Here is a 15,318-nt window from a genome sequence, read left to right as displayed (position 1 = left end):
CCAATGTATATACTTTTACAAAACGTTAGTTATCACATATATCATGGTATATGCCTTTTGCGCAAAAAGTTCTCCCTTAAAAAATGGGAAAAAGCCTGATTTACTCTCCAGCATCCAGTTCGAACTTTTTTACCATCGGCAGTCAATATTCCTGTAAAGATGATAAATCTCGTCCACAACCCAACTCACAAAACTTGCAGGAATATAAATTAGGATGCCGACCATTAGTGGGGGCTTTCGATCGTATTTATCCGATTTAAGGTATTGGGCTTCATTTATAGGACCACGCTTAGGACCGCAGATTAAATATTTATCAAGTGTCAGCCAGACAGACAAAAACGCGTTACATTCTTGATGATGTTCATCAAAGGAGGAAAATCTATGATAAAAGCTTAAACCGAATTCTAAGCACTTGATTTTCAAAACCTGCTGTCGTGATTCTGAACTTTCCAATCTTTTTTGTGGATGATACATGTTCGCCGATACAGGGACAGGCGTCATAGTCACCCATGTGCACAATCCTAAATTGGCCATTGTCTTCACCCCTAGGGACCCGGTCCAGGTTGAACTTTATTCGGGCTTCATCACGGTCCAGATACTCAGTGATTACAGGATAATCCGCCTCAATGATCTCGTTGACTTTGGCTTCAATCACGTTAAGCTCTTCGGTGGTCAGAGCCCTTTGAAAATGATAATCGCATTTAGATTTTTTGCTGTTGATATGAGCAGAAAAACATCGACCACAGTTATGAAGACGAACCATGGTTTGATTTAAGAGATGCTCGGCAGAATGCATTCTTGTCCGGCTCATAGTTTTTTCCTTAATTTTTTTAATGATGGGTTCAATAAATTATCGAATTACTATCATGCTTTACTGTGGGTTGATCTTTAAGTGTCGATAGACCAGGTCGGCCATGACCGTTATTAGGATGCATCGGATAAATGCAGCAACGTGGTTTTAAAATCTTCAGGCATGGAGGCTTCAAAAGACAGGCGTACACCTGAATAGGGATGACGAAAAGACAAGGTCCGGGAGTGAAGCATCAAACGCGTCGCCATAGGGTCTTTTTTCCGGAATCGTCGCTCCTGGTAAATACAATCGCCGAAAAGAGGCATGCCCTGGTCATAAAAATGGACGCGAATCTGGTGGGTTCTGCCGGTATAAAGCCGGATATCCATAAGACACCCTGAACTGAAACGATTTATTACGCGGAACCGGGTTTTTGCATATCTGCCATTCTCATCCAGGATGGCCATGCGTTTACGATGACGAGGGTGCCGGCCAATGGGACGCTCAATCACCCCTGCATCCGGAATATTTTCTCCCCGGGCCAGGGCCAGGTAATGCTTTTCCACCCGCCTTTGCTTAAACTCTTTTTGAAGAAATTCAAGGGATTTCAAATTTTTTGCAATGACCATCAGCCCGGAAGTGTCTTTGTCCAGGCGGTGAACAATACCTGGGCGTTCCTTGTCCCAGCCTTGTTCGCCGAAAACCGAATGGTGAGCAATCAAGGCGTTGACCAAGGTACCGGAAGCATTCCCGGCCCCAGGATGCACCACAAGGCCTGCAGGCTTATCAAGCATAAGAATGTAGTCATCCTCGTAAAGGATATTCAAAGGGATGGGTTCAGGGAGAAGGGTTTTCTTATCCTGTTGATCTGGTAAAGGGACATCCCCCTCAACCAAGTCTTTTGGCTTGACTTTATAACCGGGTCGTTTACACCCATGGTTCACAAGAATCAAACCCTGGGAGATCAGGCTTGCAACCCTGGAACGGGATATTTGGGATTGGAAAACGACAACTGCCTGATCAAGTCTGAGGCCAGCCAGTTTGGGTGGAATTTCTATCTTTATGTGCATGGAAAAATACAAAACCGGCAGGGGGTAATATCTGCCGGTATATTCGTGTTATCAGAATTAAGGTCTTTAGTTGAACAGATTTTCAATCTCTTGGATCATGTGTGCTTCATCAACATCTTTGGCCATGGAGAGCTCCTGGACCAGGAGATTCTGAGCGGTATCAAGAAGTTTTCTTTCGCCAAAACTAAGGTCTTTTTCAAGCTTAAGCTGAAAAAGGTCCCTGAACACCTCGGCCACATCATAGATGGAACCGGTTTTAATCTTATCCATATACTCTCTGTAACGACGATTCCAGGTCTGGTTGTCACTGGCTTGGGCTTTTTTCTGCATAACCTCGTAGACCTGGGGCACTTCAGTCTCAGGAATTACTTCCCGCAAACCCACGGATTCAACATTGGATGTAGGGATCATGATTGTCATACCGTTTTCCACAATTTTCATCATGTAGAAATTCATGGTATCCCCATTTATCTCCTGGCTTTCGATGGATTCAATACAGCCGACACCGTGTGCAGGATAGACCGCCATATCGCCCTTTAAAAACGCTGTTTTGGTTGACTTGCTATTTTCTTTAGCCTTGGTTGTCCCAGATTGTTTTGCCATTTATGCCTACCTTATTATTTTAAAGATACACGTTATCCATTCTCAGATAGAAAACCACATCTAAACAATATTGTCAATTTATTATTTTTTTTAAAACGAACTCGGAACTATCCGTTGCAAAAAAGACAGTCCTTCCAAGAGGGGGATCATTTAAAAAAATTGGAGAAAATTTCCTGAATACCATTCTCAAATTTTATAGCAATACCGTAGCTCACGAATTCGCCAATATCTATAGGTCGACATGGGTTAGGACTGCAGATTAAATAAATTGGGCAGAAATAACACCGGATTTTGGTTCACCTACAAGGCGCATTAAAGGTTGAATAGCAGGCCTATTGGGCCTTTGATGCAACGAAGTAGATAGGCCAAAAGGCAAACTATTTCGTTCAAGTTATTTAATCTGCGGTCCTTAATACACAAAAACCAATGATGATCAGGCGAGGATGCGGAAAGATTTGTTATCGGGAGGAATTAACGAGATTCATTGCTTTGACCACCCCGTTTTCCAGAATAGAGAGGCAGGCGTTACAGGCGTCATCAATAACCTGATCGAGACAGGCCTGCTGATCCGGGGTATATTTACCCAGGACATGTCCGGTCACAGACCGATCACTTCCTGGTCGGCCGATACCCACCCGAACTCGAACACATGCCTTTTGACCAAAGGCATCAATAATTGAGCGAATGCCGTTATGGCCACCATGTCCCCTGCCCTGCACAACCTTTATCTGTCCAAAGGCAAGGTCCAGATCGTCATGGACCACAATGATATCTGCCATATCGATTTTAAAATAGGCTGCCAGTTTCTGGATGGGAATACCGCTTCTGTTCATATACGAAAGGGGCTTGACCAGAAGGATATCCTGAAGCCCCATACGTGTGCCGGTGTAAGCTGCATTAAACTTTTCCTTATTCACACGGCACCCGGCCCGAGCCGCCAAGGCATCAACGACATCAAAGCCAATATTATGACGGGTCCGGGAATACTGTTCTCCAGGATTTCCCAGACCCGCTAATAATCGTTTTGCGTCAGCCATGACTTATACGAACAATCTAAAATTAGAAAATGCCTTAAAATAAAAAAGAATAAAACAGCAACGTAGAAACAACGTTGTATCTATTCAGCAGCAGCTTCGGCTTCGGCTTCTTCAGCAACTTCACCGATTTCATCTTCTTCTTCAATTTCGTCTTCATCTGAACCACTCTCAGGCGGAACTATGGTGATTACGGTAAAATTGGTATCAAAAGGAATCTCGATTTCGGAACCCAAATCAATATCTGCCACATGAATGGCATCCCCAATCTCCAATGCTGAAATATCGAGTTTAACACTTTCGGGGGTATCTTTAGGCTTGCAAATCACTTCGAGATCACGACGGATAATCTGAAGGATACCGCCTTCCTTCACGCCGGCGCTCTCTCCCTCAGTTTCAACCGGAACGAGAATAGACACTGTTTCATCCATATCAATTTCATGAAAATCAATATGCAGGTAGCGCAAGCCAAAAGGATCCATCTGGATCTCCTTAAGCATAACACTTCGGCCGGTCTCCCCTTCAATGTTTAGATCAAAAAAAAGACCTGTAGTACCGTGTTCTCGGATCACCTTATCAAAGGCGATAACATCAATCGACACCTTTACAGGCTCATTTTTTGCGCCATATACAATGCCCGGAATAGCTTTTTCTGCCCGTAATCTTCTGGCAGCGCCTTTGCCGGTGCTCTCTCTTTTCGCGACACTTAATTCTATAAGTTCCATGTTTAAACCTTTCGTACCCGCCCTTTCACACAAAAAGGCTGGTTGATCAAATATATCTTTTTATACAAATAAAGAATTTACAGAATCTCCCCTGTAGCTGCGCATAATGGCCTCTCCGACAAGTTTTGCAATGGAAAGCGTCTTTATCTTGCCACAGGAACGGGCCTCTTCCGACAAGGGGACGGTATCCGTTGCAACAAGGGAGCTCAAAGATGATTGTGTTATTCTATCAATGGCCGGACCAGACAGTACCGGATGGGTACAATAGGCATGCACTTCTTTAGCGCCCTTTTCACTGATAACGCCAGCGGCCTCGGTCAAGGTTCCCGCAGTGTCCACCATGTCGTCAATGACCAGGGCGATCTTGCCCTTCACATCTCCGATGATGGCCATGGCCTTGGCCTGATTGGGTGCACTGCGGCGTTTATCAACGATGGCAAGGCCGGCATCCAACCGTTTGGCATAAGCCCTGGCACGCTCCACCCCGCCTGCATCCGGAGAAACGACAATGATATCATCACTGAAACGAATTTTTATATCGTCAATAATAATGGGGGCTGCATAAAGATTATCCACGGGGACATTGAAAAACCCCTGAATCTGTCCGGCATGCAGGTCCATAGTGATGACCCTGTCAACACCGGTTCGTTCAAGCAGTTCTGCAACCACCTTAGCACTGATGGGCACCCGGGGAGCAACCTTCTTATCCTGGCGGGAATAGCCGAAATAGGGGATTACCGCGGTCACCCGGGCAGCAGAAGAACGCCTGAAGGCATCTACGAGCAGCAGAAGTTCAACCAAATTATCGTTTACAGGCTTACACGTGGATTGAATGACATAAACTTCCCGCCGACGCACATTTTCATGAATCTCAACCTGGGTCTCCCCGTCACTGAACCGGTTGACTTTCAATCGCCCCAAAGGCTTGGCCAAATATTCTGATATTCTTTCTGCAAGGGGTGCATTGGAGTTTCCGGCAAAAATTGACAGGCCGTTCATAATAAACCTCTTTGTTTTCTAACCATTCCTGGCCCTTTAAAATTTTGGCTGGGGCGAGAGGACTCGAACCTCTGAATGCAGGGATCAAAACCCTGTGTCTTACCACTTGACGACGCCCCAAAACTTTTTACATCAGCCGTCCAAAGACCCGATTCTGGAAAGAAAAACAAATTTCATATTTTCCGACCGCGCCCTCAAAAGCTGTTCATAGTCCCTTTCGGCCACATCGTGGTCCGAATAAAGTGCAAAAAGAGACGAGCCGCTTCCAGACATATACACATTTCTTTGCAGCAACAACGCCATCTCTTTTTTTGCAACCCCGATCTCAGGGTATAAACTGCATGCCGGTCCTTCAAGATCGTTATGCAAAATTTCCCTGCCATCAAGTTTCTTTCCGAATGGCAGTGCATTCGAACTCGGTTTTATAGTATATGAAGGGGTGAATGTCAATCCAAATTCCAACTTTCTGAAAACATTTACTGTTGAGGCAGCCACACCCGGATTAACAACAATCACCGATAGATGCGGCATTTGCCCACAGGGAACAAGTTTTTCACCTACACCAGAGGCAAACGCCGGCCCCTTGGCAATAAAAAAAGGGACATCTGCACCCAGGGCCAAACCGAAACGCATCAGTTCGTCTCTGGAGAACGGCGTTTGGCTATATTCATTCAAAGCCAGCAGCACGCAGGCAGCATTGGAACTACCTCCACCAAGTCCACCGCATACGGGAATTTTTTTTTCAATATGGATGGTCAGATGATGAAAAACACAATCACCTTTTTTTTCAATCATTGCAGACTTGAAAAGAGCTGCGGCCCTGCATGCTAAATTCGTATCATCTTCCGGTACATCCGGATGGCTGCACACCGCCCTGATGCCATTGCCTGACCGAACAATTTCCAGGCGGTCGGCAAGTGTCAAGGGGGCCATGAGGGAAAACAACTCGTGGTAACCATCCCCCCGTCTGCCCGTGACATAAAGAAACAAATTAATTTTAGCAGGAGAAAGGTACACCTGATCAGGCCTTGGCTTCCACATAGGCCATACGAAGCTCACTGAGCAGTGCTTTAAGCAAATTTTCTTCATCCCCAGTCAGGTTGCCTGACGTTTTTTCCTGGAGCATTGCAATCATCTCAATGGTGTGCTTGGCCATTTCCAGGTCTTTTATTTTTTTCCCGGTGGAGGGGTCCTCCACTGTTCCAAGCTGTACAAGACCAGATGAATACAAAGACAAAAGAAAACTTGAAAAATCTATCCTCGGCAGAGCGCCCTTTGGGGCTGATCCATCGATTTGCGCCTCATTCATTACAAATCCATCTCCTTGAGCCATTTTTCCTCCTTTGTGTCTTTAATTTATAACTCTCCCAGGGCATATTGGGCGGCCCTCAGGGTATTTTTCATGAGCATGGCAATGGTCATGGGTCCGACGCCGCCGGGAACAGGGGTGATTTTTCCTGCAATTTCCTTGGCTGCATCAAAGTCCACGTCACCTTTGAGAATGGCTTTTCCGGTGGTTTCATTCATGCCCACACGGTTAACACCGACATCAATAACAGTGGCACCCGGTTTAATCCATTCAGGTTTAACAAGACCCGGTACCCCAGCTGCAACAATAAGGATATCAGCATGCTTGCAATGCGCGGCAAGATCCTTGGTCTTTGTATGAACAATGGTTACGGTAGCGTTGGCACAAACACTTTTTTGGGCCATCATCATGGCAATGGGTTTGCCCACAATGTTGGAACGGCCCACAACAACAACCTCCGCACCGCATGTTGGCGTGCCGGAACGGACAATCATCTCCTGGATACCGGCCGGGGTGCAGGGCAGAAATCTGGCTTCATCACAGCAGATCATCAGACTGCCTACATTGGCGGGATGGAATGCATCCACGTCCTTGTCCGGATTAATGGCATTAATCACTTTTTTTTCGTCAATATGCTTGGGCAGCGGCAACTGAACCAGAATGCCGTGGATGTCGGGATCATTGTTGTATTTATCGATCAACGCCAGAAGATCAGCTTCGCGGATATCTTCGGGCTGGTCATCCTGAATTTCATGAAATCCAACTGACAACGCTGTTTTTACTTTCAAGGTTACATAACTGACAGATCCTGGGTCTTTGCCCACAAGAATGGTTGCCAGACCAGGCACTTTGCCGTGTTTGATCTTCATCTTTTCAACATCGGCCTTAATTTCAGCCAGAATAGTTTTTCTTATTTCGGTTCCGCTAATAATTTTTGCGGTCATGCACTTTCTCCTGATATGGTCCGGCAAAGGAAAAAACAACGGACAGCGCCGTTTCCTTTGCCGGGTTGGTTAAATCTTGATCTTAAAATATACCCTGAACCTTACCGGTTTCAACATCAACATCGATACGTTTGAAGGCCGGGTTGGAACAGGTACCCGGCATCAGAGATATATCACCGGCAACAGGAACGATGAAACCTGCACCTCTGTAAATCAGGACTTCACGGATAGCCAGCCGCCAACCCGTGGGCGCGCCCTTAAGCGCAGGATTATCAGACAAAGACAGGTGGGTTTTTACCATGCAGACACCCATCTTAGTAACGTCCGGATCATCCTGGAATTGAGCCAGTTTCCTGTCGGCAACAGGAGAATAATCAACACCTGTGGCACCGTAAACTTCTTTGGCAATAAGCTCGATTCTTTGTTTAAGCGGCATATCCAGCATGTAAAGGAACTTGAATTCTGTTTTTTCCTCGCATGCGTCCACAACGGCCTCGGCAAATTCAATGGCACCATCGCCGCCGTTTTCCCAGTGGCGGGAAAGCGCCACTCTTTCACCTTCAGCCTCGACCAACTCACGAACCTTGGCAATCTCAGCGTCAGTGTCAGTATAGAAGGCATTGATGCAAACAACCGGAGAGATACCGGCTTTACGCACGTTGCGGATGTGATGGATGAGATTAACACATCCTTTTTCAACCCATTCAACGTTTTCGGTGTTGTACGCTTCAGGCATGGGCTTACCCGGAACGGGGACAGGTGCGCCGCCGTGGCACTTCAAGGCACGGATCGTTGCAACAACAACAGCACAGTCAGGTTTCAGCCCGGAGTAGCGGCATTTCAGGTTCCAGAATTTTTCAAAACCAATACCGGCACCAAAGCCTGATTCGGTCACGTGGTAGTCAGCCAGTTTCAAACCTATCTTATCAGCAATAATGGAACTCTGGCCAATGGCAATGTTGGCGAAAGGCGCTGCATGAACGATAACAGGCTGGCCTTCCAGGGTCTGCATCAAAGAAGGTTTCATGGCATCAACCATCCAGGCGGTCATGGCACCGGCAACCTTTAAGTCTTCGGTGGTAACCGGTGCGCCTTTTTTGGTGTATGCCACAACGATCTTACCCATTCTTTCACGCAAGTCTTTAAGGTCAGTGGCCAAGGACAAAATAGCCATAACTTCTGAAGACACGGCAATACCGAATTTGGATTTCATCATGAAACCGTCAAACTTGCCGTTCACGTCGTCAATACCGATAATGATGTTACGCAGGGCCTGGGAACAGAAATCCATGACCCAGCCCATTTCAACGTTGGTGGGATCAATATCGATTCTCTTCATGCCGGAGAGACGTTCTAGCTGCTCATCGGTATAGTTTCTTTCATGCTGCATACGTGACGTCAGGGCTACCATGGCCAGGTTATGGGCGTTCATGATGGCGTTGATGTCGCCGGTAAACCCTAAAGAGAAGGGGGTCAAAGGAATGCACTGGGCCAAACCGCCCCCGGCGGCAGACCCCTTGATGTTCATGGTCGGACCGCCTGACGGCTGACGAATGGCAGCGGAAACACTTTTCCCCAGTTTTCCAAGGCCCTGCACCAGCCCTATGGCAGAGGTAGATTTGCCTTCGCCAAGCGGGGTGGGGGTAATGGCGGTGACATCAATATACTTTCCGTTGGGCTTATCGTTCAGCCGGTCAAGTACTTTCATGAAATCAATTTTGCCAATGTAATGTCCATAGGGCAGAAGTTCTTCTTTGGTTAATCCAAGTTTTTCACCGATTTTATAAATGGAGGGCATCCGTTTTTCTGCATCTTCTGCAATTTCCCAATCCGCATGTTTGGTTGGATCCAATGCCATAACCAACCTCCTTTATTTTTTTATTTATTAAGTGCGGCAATTGTGGTGTCAAGCATCCTGCTGGAATACCCCCACTCATTATCAAACCATGCCTGAATTTTTACAAGCCGAGATCCCGATACCCGGGTCTGGGGCAAATCAACAATAGCAGATCTGGGATCATGATTAAAATCACAGGAAACCAATTGTTCATCATTCACACCTAAAATTCCTTTTAAATCTGATTCTGCGGCCCGGGTAAGCAAGGCGTTGATCTGATCTGCATTCGTATTCGCCGCCACCACAAGGGCAATGTCCATGATGGAAACATTTGTGGTGGGCACCCGGATGGCCAGGGTTTCAAATCTGTTGTCCAGATGAGGCAGAATCCTGCCGATCCCCTTTGCAAGGGACGTGCTCACCGGAATAATGGACTGCAGGGCAGATCTTGTTTTTCGCAAATCCGTATTATATGCGTCAATCACAGGCTGATCGTTCATGGCAGAATGAATGGTAGTGATTGAGCCGCTGTCAATGCCAAGCACGGCGTCAATGACACTTAAAATGGGGATCAGGCAGTTAGAGGTGCAGGAGGCATTGGAAATAACAGCATCTCCGGCTTTCAGGCTGTTGTGATTCACCCCGTATACAATGGTGGCATCCATTTCATCTTTGCCGGGATGGGAATAAATAACCTTTGCAGCACCGGACAAGATATGCAATTTGGCGGCCTGTCTGTCATTAAAAATACCGGTGCAGTCCAGAACCGCATCCACCCCAAGATCCTTCCAGGGCAGGTTTCCGATATTTTTTTCCTGGAGCAGACAAATCTCATCGTTTTCAACGGCCATGCCCCGGGCGGTCCTCCGCACATTTCCGGGAAACCGTCCATGGGTGGAATCAAAACGGGTCAGATGAAACACCGTGTCCGGATGCCAGGCTTCATTAATAGCCACAAGACAAAGCGTTTCTCTGTATGTCCTGGACTCGTAAAGGGCACGCACGACGCAACGTCCGATCCTTCCATATCCGTTCACTGCTATCTTATATGCCATTACCAGACGTCCTGAACCGTTTGGGTTAATAAAAAAAACTCTTTTAATACCCGGGAAATACGACCTGTGTCAAGACAAAGCCGCACACTTGATACAAAAGAGTATAACACAAAAAAGTTGCACTATTAAAACGGTCTGGTCAGCTTTTTACCGTTTAGCTCCCAAGCTCACCCTGAGCACAATAAAACCTAATATACCTGAAAGTAGTGAGCCGAATATGATACCAAGTCTTTCATCAAACAAAAGATTAACACCGGTTTCTTCAAAGGCGAGAGAGCCAATGAATAAACTCATGGTAAACCCTATCCCACAAAGCGCAGATGTCCCATATAAACTAAGCAAACTCATATCATTAGGTAACTTGGCGAGTTTGAATTTAATGAACAACCAACAAAATCCAAAAATGCCGACCTGTTTACCCAAAAATAAGCCCAACGCAACCCCAATTGGTACGGCGTGAAATGCTTGACTTACCGTGACACCACTCAAATTGATTCCCGCATTTGCAAAAGCGAATACAGGCAGAACAAAAAACGCGACAATGGAATGCAAGTCATGTTCTATGCTTTTAAGGGGCGAATGCTCTGGATTATGTTTTGACTGCATCGGAATGAACATTGCCAATAACACACCGGCCAAGGTGGCATGTATGCCGGACTTTAAAGTGGCGACCCACATGATGACACCCATGAGAATATAAGGACTGTTCGATGTGATATTGCGCTTATTCATAAAAAAAAGAACTAACAAACAAAAAATTACCGTGCCTATGGCAAAAAAAGAAATTTTTGATGTATAAAAAAGGGCAATGATCAGTATCGCGCCAATATCATCAAAAATAGCTAAAGACGTAAGGAAAATTTTTATTGAGGAAGGAACTCGAGAATCAAGTAATGTTAAAACACCTAACGCGAATGCAATATCCGTTGCTGCAGGTATTGCCCAGCCTTTAACCGCAACAGGATCGTTGGCATTAAAGTACAGATATATCAATGCCGGAATTACCATACCGCCAATGGCGCCGATTCCGGGCAATATTATTTTGCTTTTTTCTGAAAGCTCACCCTCGATCAATTCACGTTTTAGTTCAAGGCCAACCAAAAAAAAGAAGATTGCCATCAACCCGTCATTGATCCAAAGCAGTAAGGGTTTTGCGATTTCTAAAGGACCGATCCTTATTTCCATAGGTATCGAAACAAAAAGCGTATAATACGGCTTAAGAAATGAATTTGCGATCACAATTGCAAGTACTGCTGAGCAAAAAAGGAGTATCCCCCCAGTGGATTCCAGCTTTAAAAAAGAAACAATTATTGATTCTTGATCCTTTTGCATATGTATTCCTTACCAAAGTATCTACCATTAACCTACGATGTCATTGTAGGTGTAAGTTAAACAACGGGTTAACCAATTCTATATTTTTAATAAACGGCTCAACCAGATACTTCCTTTTGGTGTGGTCAGCCAATATAGAGCACTACAATTTGCTATGACAGTTACCCAATACGTGATTCGAAAAGATAATTTTTGGGATTTGTGCCTTAAAAAACTTTGTGCGATCTTGGCTCCCGGCCAGCCCCCTAACAATGACAAGGCATGTAATGTACGTTCCGCCGTACGCCAATTGCCCTGTTCAGCCGCACTTTTATCTTTTGCATACATCAGAAATGCAGCAACACTCATGATTATATATAAAAAAACCTATGGCAGCAAATGACGGTTGGAATCTTGAAAAGCCCCATCAATAATGACGTCCTACCTCGAACTTGAAACTGATAAAGTATGTGTTTTCCTTAAAGTTCACTCCAATATGTTCATTTTTAGCCTATCGACCTAAAATTTCAGGGAAAAATAGTTTGAAACCCCTTCCATATCCATGATAAAGTATGCGTAATTCGTTCACAATTACACATACTTTATCACGGAGGGGGAATGGATGAATATGACGTTCGGAAAAAGTTTAGGCAAGACAAAATTATGGCAATTGAAAAGCTGGCGCAATTACTCCAATGCTCTGCGATAACAGTGAGAAGAAGATTAAAAAAGTGGAAAACATTCACAAGCATAAATCAAAACGGTCGCTACTACACATTGCCCGAAATTCCTGAATTTGACGATAATGGATTATGGAAATATCAATTTGCTCTATTTTCCAAGCACGGCAATTTAAAACAAACAATTATTGAATTGGTAAAAAGATCTGAAGCTGGGCTCAGTGCCGCTGATATTTCGAGCATTATTGAGATCCCTTCAAGTAGTTCCTATTTTTCACAAATCAAGCAATCCGACGAAATCAAACGAGAAAAACATCAGGGCCGGTTTGTTTATTTTTCAGCGGCACCCAACAAATATCAACTACAAAAAAGGGGTGCAGAACGACACAAGACCGATGGTTGGCCCACTGATACCCAGGCAGTTAAAATTTTAGTACACATAATAAAAAACCCAGGTATTGAAGTTGACCGGCTTGCCATTGAATCTGCTCTTCCGGGTGAGCGCTTTGACCCAGTTGTTGTTAAACAATTTTTGCAATTCCATGACCTTTTAAAAAAAACTTCGGATACAGAGCCATAAAATGTCTCACAGGGTATATCGACAAAATCACTGAAGGGATTTGTCCGCAGAATCTATTTCCGGAGGAGCCAACTATTTCCTTTTATCCGCAGGAGGTAGGCCAACGGGATTTGAAAGTGCTCAAAACCAGGAAGAAAAACGTTGTGACTTTGGATATCGGGGCATTTTGTGCAAAGGAAACAGTTTTGGTCAATCCAATTGATAACACGGTCCATCAAAGTCAACAGCTTCGTTCTTTGACCCCATATCGGTGCACGTATGGGTATGATGTGTTGGTTTTTGTCGGATATGGACTTTTTGTTCACTGTCTATCAGAACAGCAAATCATTGCACTGCTGTCAGATAGAAATATAACCATTTCTCAACGAGAGATTGGTTTCCTTGGTAAGAAATTTATTGCTTATCTGGCCATAGCCCATCAGCAGGCACAGCAACGATTAAATCAACTGATGTCACACAAAGGCGGCTATATTCTGCATATAGATGGCACTTGCGAAGGCGGCAGTCCTCATCTTTTTACCGGTATGGACGGCATTGCTCAAATAGTATTGGATAATATCAAATTGCCCTCGGAAAAAGCAGAATCCATCATCCCCTTTTTAGAAAGAATAAAAAAGCAATACGGCAACCCGGTTGCTCTGGTCCATGATATGGGTAAAGGCATTTTATCGGCAGTAGAGGTTGTGTTCAAAGGTATTCCGGATTTCATCTGCCATTTCCATTTTTTAAGAGATATTGGAAAAGATTTATATGAAGCAGAATACGCTAAGATTAGAATCCGTTTAACAAAGCATAAAATCAGAACAGTGCTTCGGGCAAAAGCAAAGGCGCTGGACTCTCTCATGGGAAACGATACTCAACTTGGGACAGGGCTATTAGAGTGTATTGCTGAAAATCAGCCGAACACAATACCCGCAGAAAAACTGGCGATTGTGTCGTCATATGTCATGATCCATTGGGCTCTTGACACAACTGGCCAACTTGAGGGTTATGGTTTCCCATTTGATTGCCCGCACTTTATTTTTTACCAGCGGCTAAAAGTCCTGTATAAAATGGTGGACACCTCTGGCTACAATCAATTCGATAAACATTTCTTCAATCTTTGGAAGCCTCTCAATAAAATCATCAATGACCAACAGTTGAGAAGCGCCGCTAAGCAAATTGAAAAAAAGATGGAAACCTTCAAACAACTCCGAACCGCCTTATCCATAACCGTTTCTGAAAATAAGAAAGGACTTAATGATGACGGCGATAATAATACCAATATAAAACGTATTGCTCAGAAAGTGAAAAGATTCAGGGCGCAAATAATGGCAGACCCGAAATTATCTCAAACAGACTCATATAAAAAAATGATCAAACAGATCGACACTTACTGGGAGAAACTTTTTGCCGATCCAATTACAATCGAAACATCCAATGGTCAGCAGGTTCACATCCAACCTCAACGCACAAACAATATTTTGGAACGATTTTTCCGGGAACTTAAACGTAGAAACCGGAAAAGAAGTGGAACAATATCATTAAATAAAAGGCTCAAAACCATGCTCACAGACACGCCGTTAATCAAGAATCTTGATAAAGCAGAATATATGGAAGCCATCCTTGATGGGAATGCTACTTTGGAGGAACGATTCGAAAAAATTGACTACAACATGGTTCTTGAAAAATTAAACGACGAACAAAAAACGTATGGAAAAATTAGCCCTGAAATGAAAAAAATAATTCAGCGGCCTGATTTGCCGAAAAAATTGGCATCCTTATTCGCTACTTAAGAGCAAGATCAATACCAACCGTCATTTGCTATCATAGAAAAAAACTAATTCTTTGGGTATTAACTTTGCGTCAAAAAAGTAAAATAAAACGAAAGAAAAAAGGCTAAACATCACCAAGGAAAAAAATTTTTGTCTCAATTCTCTACCATTATTTTTATGCCCTTTCAATGGCGTAACATCAATTGCACATACCCGGCCTTTTTGATCAATTGATGCGTAATATTGAACTATTAGGTTTTGAATAGGGTGTTTATGTTGATGGCTGTAATCATTGATGTGAAAAAATAAGGACCTCCCACCGGACTTTGGCGTTATGAAGCCATACCCTTTTTCTTTATTCCAGTTTGAGATAATGCCGTTTTCTATATTCATTTCAGTTTCATATAGTTAACAAATGAATCTATGATTTCTATTTATCTTTCATACTCGCTTATCTAATTAGAGAACACTCGAAAATTAAGAATATTAATAACAAATTTTTACCACATATTCGAGATGATTCATAAAGGTTTCCATTTAATTTTTTTTGTAATAGCTATGGCTGACCTGGTCTTTCACCGAGGTCAGGCCACAACGAAAGTTGAAAAATCAATGTATATTACACAG

General features: G+C 44.1%; 16 protein-coding genes and 1 tRNA gene. 2 read left to right on the top strand and 15 right to left on the bottom strand.

The genetic code is table 11. The features are described 5' to 3' along the window. Positions 1 to 379 precede the first annotated feature (379 nt). From EYB58_RS11130 to EYB58_RS11065, 14 genes are all read right to left on the bottom strand, one after another. On the bottom strand, positions 380 to 811 hold the full coding sequence (locus EYB58_RS11130) for an alanyl-tRNA editing protein (RefSeq protein WP_111952848.1): 432 nt from the start codon (positions 809 to 811) through the stop codon (positions 380 to 382). 113 nt (positions 812 to 924) lie between these two features. After that, positions 925 to 1,860 (bottom strand): RluA family pseudouridine synthase, encoded by a 936-nt coding sequence (locus tag EYB58_RS11125; protein WP_111952845.1) that lies wholly within the window; start codon positions 1,858 to 1,860, stop codon positions 925 to 927. Between the two features lie 66 nt (positions 1,861 to 1,926). Further along, on the bottom strand, positions 1,927 to 2,463 hold the full coding sequence (locus EYB58_RS11120; RefSeq protein WP_111952843.1) for a CarD family transcriptional regulator: 537 nt from the start codon (positions 2,461 to 2,463) through the stop codon (positions 1,927 to 1,929). A 458-nt stretch (positions 2,464 to 2,921) separates the two neighbouring features. Further along, complete coding sequence (gene pth, locus EYB58_RS11115) at positions 2,922 to 3,500, bottom strand: aminoacyl-tRNA hydrolase (protein ID WP_111952839.1); 579 nt, start codon at positions 3,498 to 3,500, stop codon at positions 2,922 to 2,924. Positions 3,501 to 3,580: 80 nt separating this feature from the next. Next, positions 3,581 to 4,222 (bottom strand): 50S ribosomal protein L25, encoded by a 642-nt coding sequence (locus tag EYB58_RS11110; RefSeq protein ID WP_111952836.1) that lies wholly within the window; start codon positions 4,220 to 4,222, stop codon positions 3,581 to 3,583. A 60-nt stretch (positions 4,223 to 4,282) separates the two neighbouring features. Then, complete coding sequence (locus EYB58_RS11105; protein WP_111952833.1) at positions 4,283 to 5,221, bottom strand: ribose-phosphate diphosphokinase; 939 nt, start codon at positions 5,219 to 5,221, stop codon at positions 4,283 to 4,285. Positions 5,222 to 5,266: 45 nt separating this feature from the next. Then, positions 5,267 to 5,341: transfer RNA gene (locus tag EYB58_RS11100), tRNA-Gln, on the bottom strand. 12 nt (positions 5,342 to 5,353) lie between these two features. Then, complete coding sequence (ispE, locus tag EYB58_RS11095) at positions 5,354 to 6,238, bottom strand: 4-(cytidine 5'-diphospho)-2-C-methyl-D-erythritol kinase (protein WP_242637628.1); 885 nt, start codon at positions 6,236 to 6,238, stop codon at positions 5,354 to 5,356. A gap of 4 nt (positions 6,239 to 6,242) precedes the next feature. Further along, positions 6,243 to 6,554, bottom strand: a complete 312-nt coding sequence (locus EYB58_RS11090; RefSeq protein WP_111952827.1) for a DUF1844 domain-containing protein — start codon at positions 6,552 to 6,554, stop codon at positions 6,243 to 6,245. A gap of 23 nt (positions 6,555 to 6,577) precedes the next feature. After that, on the bottom strand, positions 6,578 to 7,474 hold the full coding sequence (gene folD / locus EYB58_RS11085) for a bifunctional methylenetetrahydrofolate dehydrogenase/methenyltetrahydrofolate cyclohydrolase FolD (protein ID WP_111952824.1): 897 nt from the start codon (positions 7,472 to 7,474) through the stop codon (positions 6,578 to 6,580). 82 nt (positions 7,475 to 7,556) lie between these two features. After that, positions 7,557 to 9,332, bottom strand: a complete 1,776-nt coding sequence (locus EYB58_RS11080) for a formate--tetrahydrofolate ligase (RefSeq protein WP_111952821.1) — start codon at positions 9,330 to 9,332, stop codon at positions 7,557 to 7,559. A gap of 20 nt (positions 9,333 to 9,352) precedes the next feature. Further along, on the bottom strand, positions 9,353 to 10,366 hold the full coding sequence (locus EYB58_RS11075) for a type I glyceraldehyde-3-phosphate dehydrogenase (RefSeq protein ID WP_111952818.1): 1,014 nt from the start codon (positions 10,364 to 10,366) through the stop codon (positions 9,353 to 9,355). Between the two features lie 147 nt (positions 10,367 to 10,513). Further along, positions 10,514 to 11,698 carry a Na+/H+ antiporter NhaA gene (gene nhaA / locus EYB58_RS11070; protein ID WP_111952815.1) on the bottom strand — a complete coding sequence of 395 codons (1,185 nt, stop codon included), beginning with the start codon at positions 11,696 to 11,698 and terminating at the stop codon, positions 10,514 to 10,516. A gap of 78 nt (positions 11,699 to 11,776) precedes the next feature. Continuing rightward, complete coding sequence (locus EYB58_RS11065) at positions 11,777 to 12,046, bottom strand: DUF1294 domain-containing protein (RefSeq protein WP_111952812.1); 270 nt, start codon at positions 12,044 to 12,046, stop codon at positions 11,777 to 11,779. Between the two features lie 249 nt (positions 12,047 to 12,295). Between EYB58_RS11065 and EYB58_RS11060 the strand changes: the two genes are divergently transcribed. Then, a complete protein-coding gene (locus EYB58_RS11060) occupies positions 12,296 to 12,937 on the top strand; it encodes a hypothetical protein (RefSeq protein WP_111960815.1) in 642 nt (213 codons plus the stop codon). Between the two features lie 110 nt (positions 12,938 to 13,047). Beyond that, positions 13,048 to 14,712 carry a transposase gene (locus EYB58_RS11055; protein ID WP_111960817.1) on the top strand — a complete coding sequence of 555 codons (1,665 nt, stop codon included), beginning with the start codon at positions 13,048 to 13,050 and terminating at the stop codon, positions 14,710 to 14,712. Positions 14,713 to 14,733: 21 nt separating this feature from the next. On the opposite strand, the gene EYB58_RS11050 is transcribed toward EYB58_RS11055, so the two are convergent. After that, a complete protein-coding gene (locus EYB58_RS11050; RefSeq protein ID WP_111960342.1) occupies positions 14,734 to 15,084 on the bottom strand; it encodes a cold shock domain-containing protein in 351 nt (116 codons plus the stop codon). Positions 15,085 to 15,318: the final 234 nt, after the last annotated feature.

Origin of the sequence: Desulfobacter hydrogenophilus, assembly GCF_004319545.1 — a bacterium.
Classification (GTDB): Bacteria; Desulfobacterota; Desulfobacteria; order Desulfobacterales; family Desulfobacteraceae; genus Desulfobacter; species Desulfobacter hydrogenophilus.
The sequence above is the reverse complement of the archived record's forward strand: the minus strand, read 5'-3'. Positions and strand labels throughout refer to the sequence as shown.

Coding starts and splice junctions, on each gene's coding strand:
- EYB58_RS11125 (WP_111952845.1), bottom strand. CDS start 1,860: ATGCACATAAAGATAGAAATTCCACCCAAACTGGCTGGCCTCAGACTT.
- EYB58_RS11130 (WP_111952848.1), bottom strand. CDS start 811: ATGAGCCGGACAAGAATGCATTCTGCCGAGCATCTCTTAAATCAAACC.
- EYB58_RS11105 (WP_111952833.1), bottom strand. CDS start 5,221: ATGAACGGCCTGTCAATTTTTGCCGGAAACTCCAATGCACCCCTTGCA.
- EYB58_RS11075 (WP_111952818.1), bottom strand. CDS start 10,366: ATGGCATATAAGATAGCAGTGAACGGATATGGAAGGATCGGACGTTGC.
- EYB58_RS11080 (WP_111952821.1), bottom strand. CDS start 9,332: ATGGCATTGGATCCAACCAAACATGCGGATTGGGAAATTGCAGAAGAT.
- EYB58_RS11110 (WP_111952836.1), bottom strand. CDS start 4,222: ATGGAACTTATAGAATTAAGTGTCGCGAAAAGAGAGAGCACCGGCAAA.
- folD (WP_111952824.1), bottom strand. CDS start 7,474: ATGACCGCAAAAATTATTAGCGGAACCGAAATAAGAAAAACTATTCTG.
- EYB58_RS11090 (WP_111952827.1), bottom strand. CDS start 6,554: ATGGCTCAAGGAGATGGATTTGTAATGAATGAGGCGCAAATCGATGGA.
- EYB58_RS11120 (WP_111952843.1), bottom strand. CDS start 2,463: ATGGCAAAACAATCTGGGACAACCAAGGCTAAAGAAAATAGCAAGTCA.
- EYB58_RS11065 (WP_111952812.1), bottom strand. CDS start 12,046: ATGAGTGTTGCTGCATTTCTGATGTATGCAAAAGATAAAAGTGCGGCT.
- EYB58_RS11060 (WP_111960815.1), top strand. CDS start 12,296: ATGGATGAATATGACGTTCGGAAAAAGTTTAGGCAAGACAAAATTATG.
- EYB58_RS11050 (WP_111960342.1), bottom strand. CDS start 15,084: ATGAATATAGAAAACGGCATTATCTCAAACTGGAATAAAGAAAAAGGG.
- nhaA (WP_111952815.1), bottom strand. CDS start 11,698: ATGCAAAAGGATCAAGAATCAATAATTGTTTCTTTTTTAAAGCTGGAA.
- pth (WP_111952839.1), bottom strand. CDS start 3,500: ATGGCTGACGCAAAACGATTATTAGCGGGTCTGGGAAATCCTGGAGAA.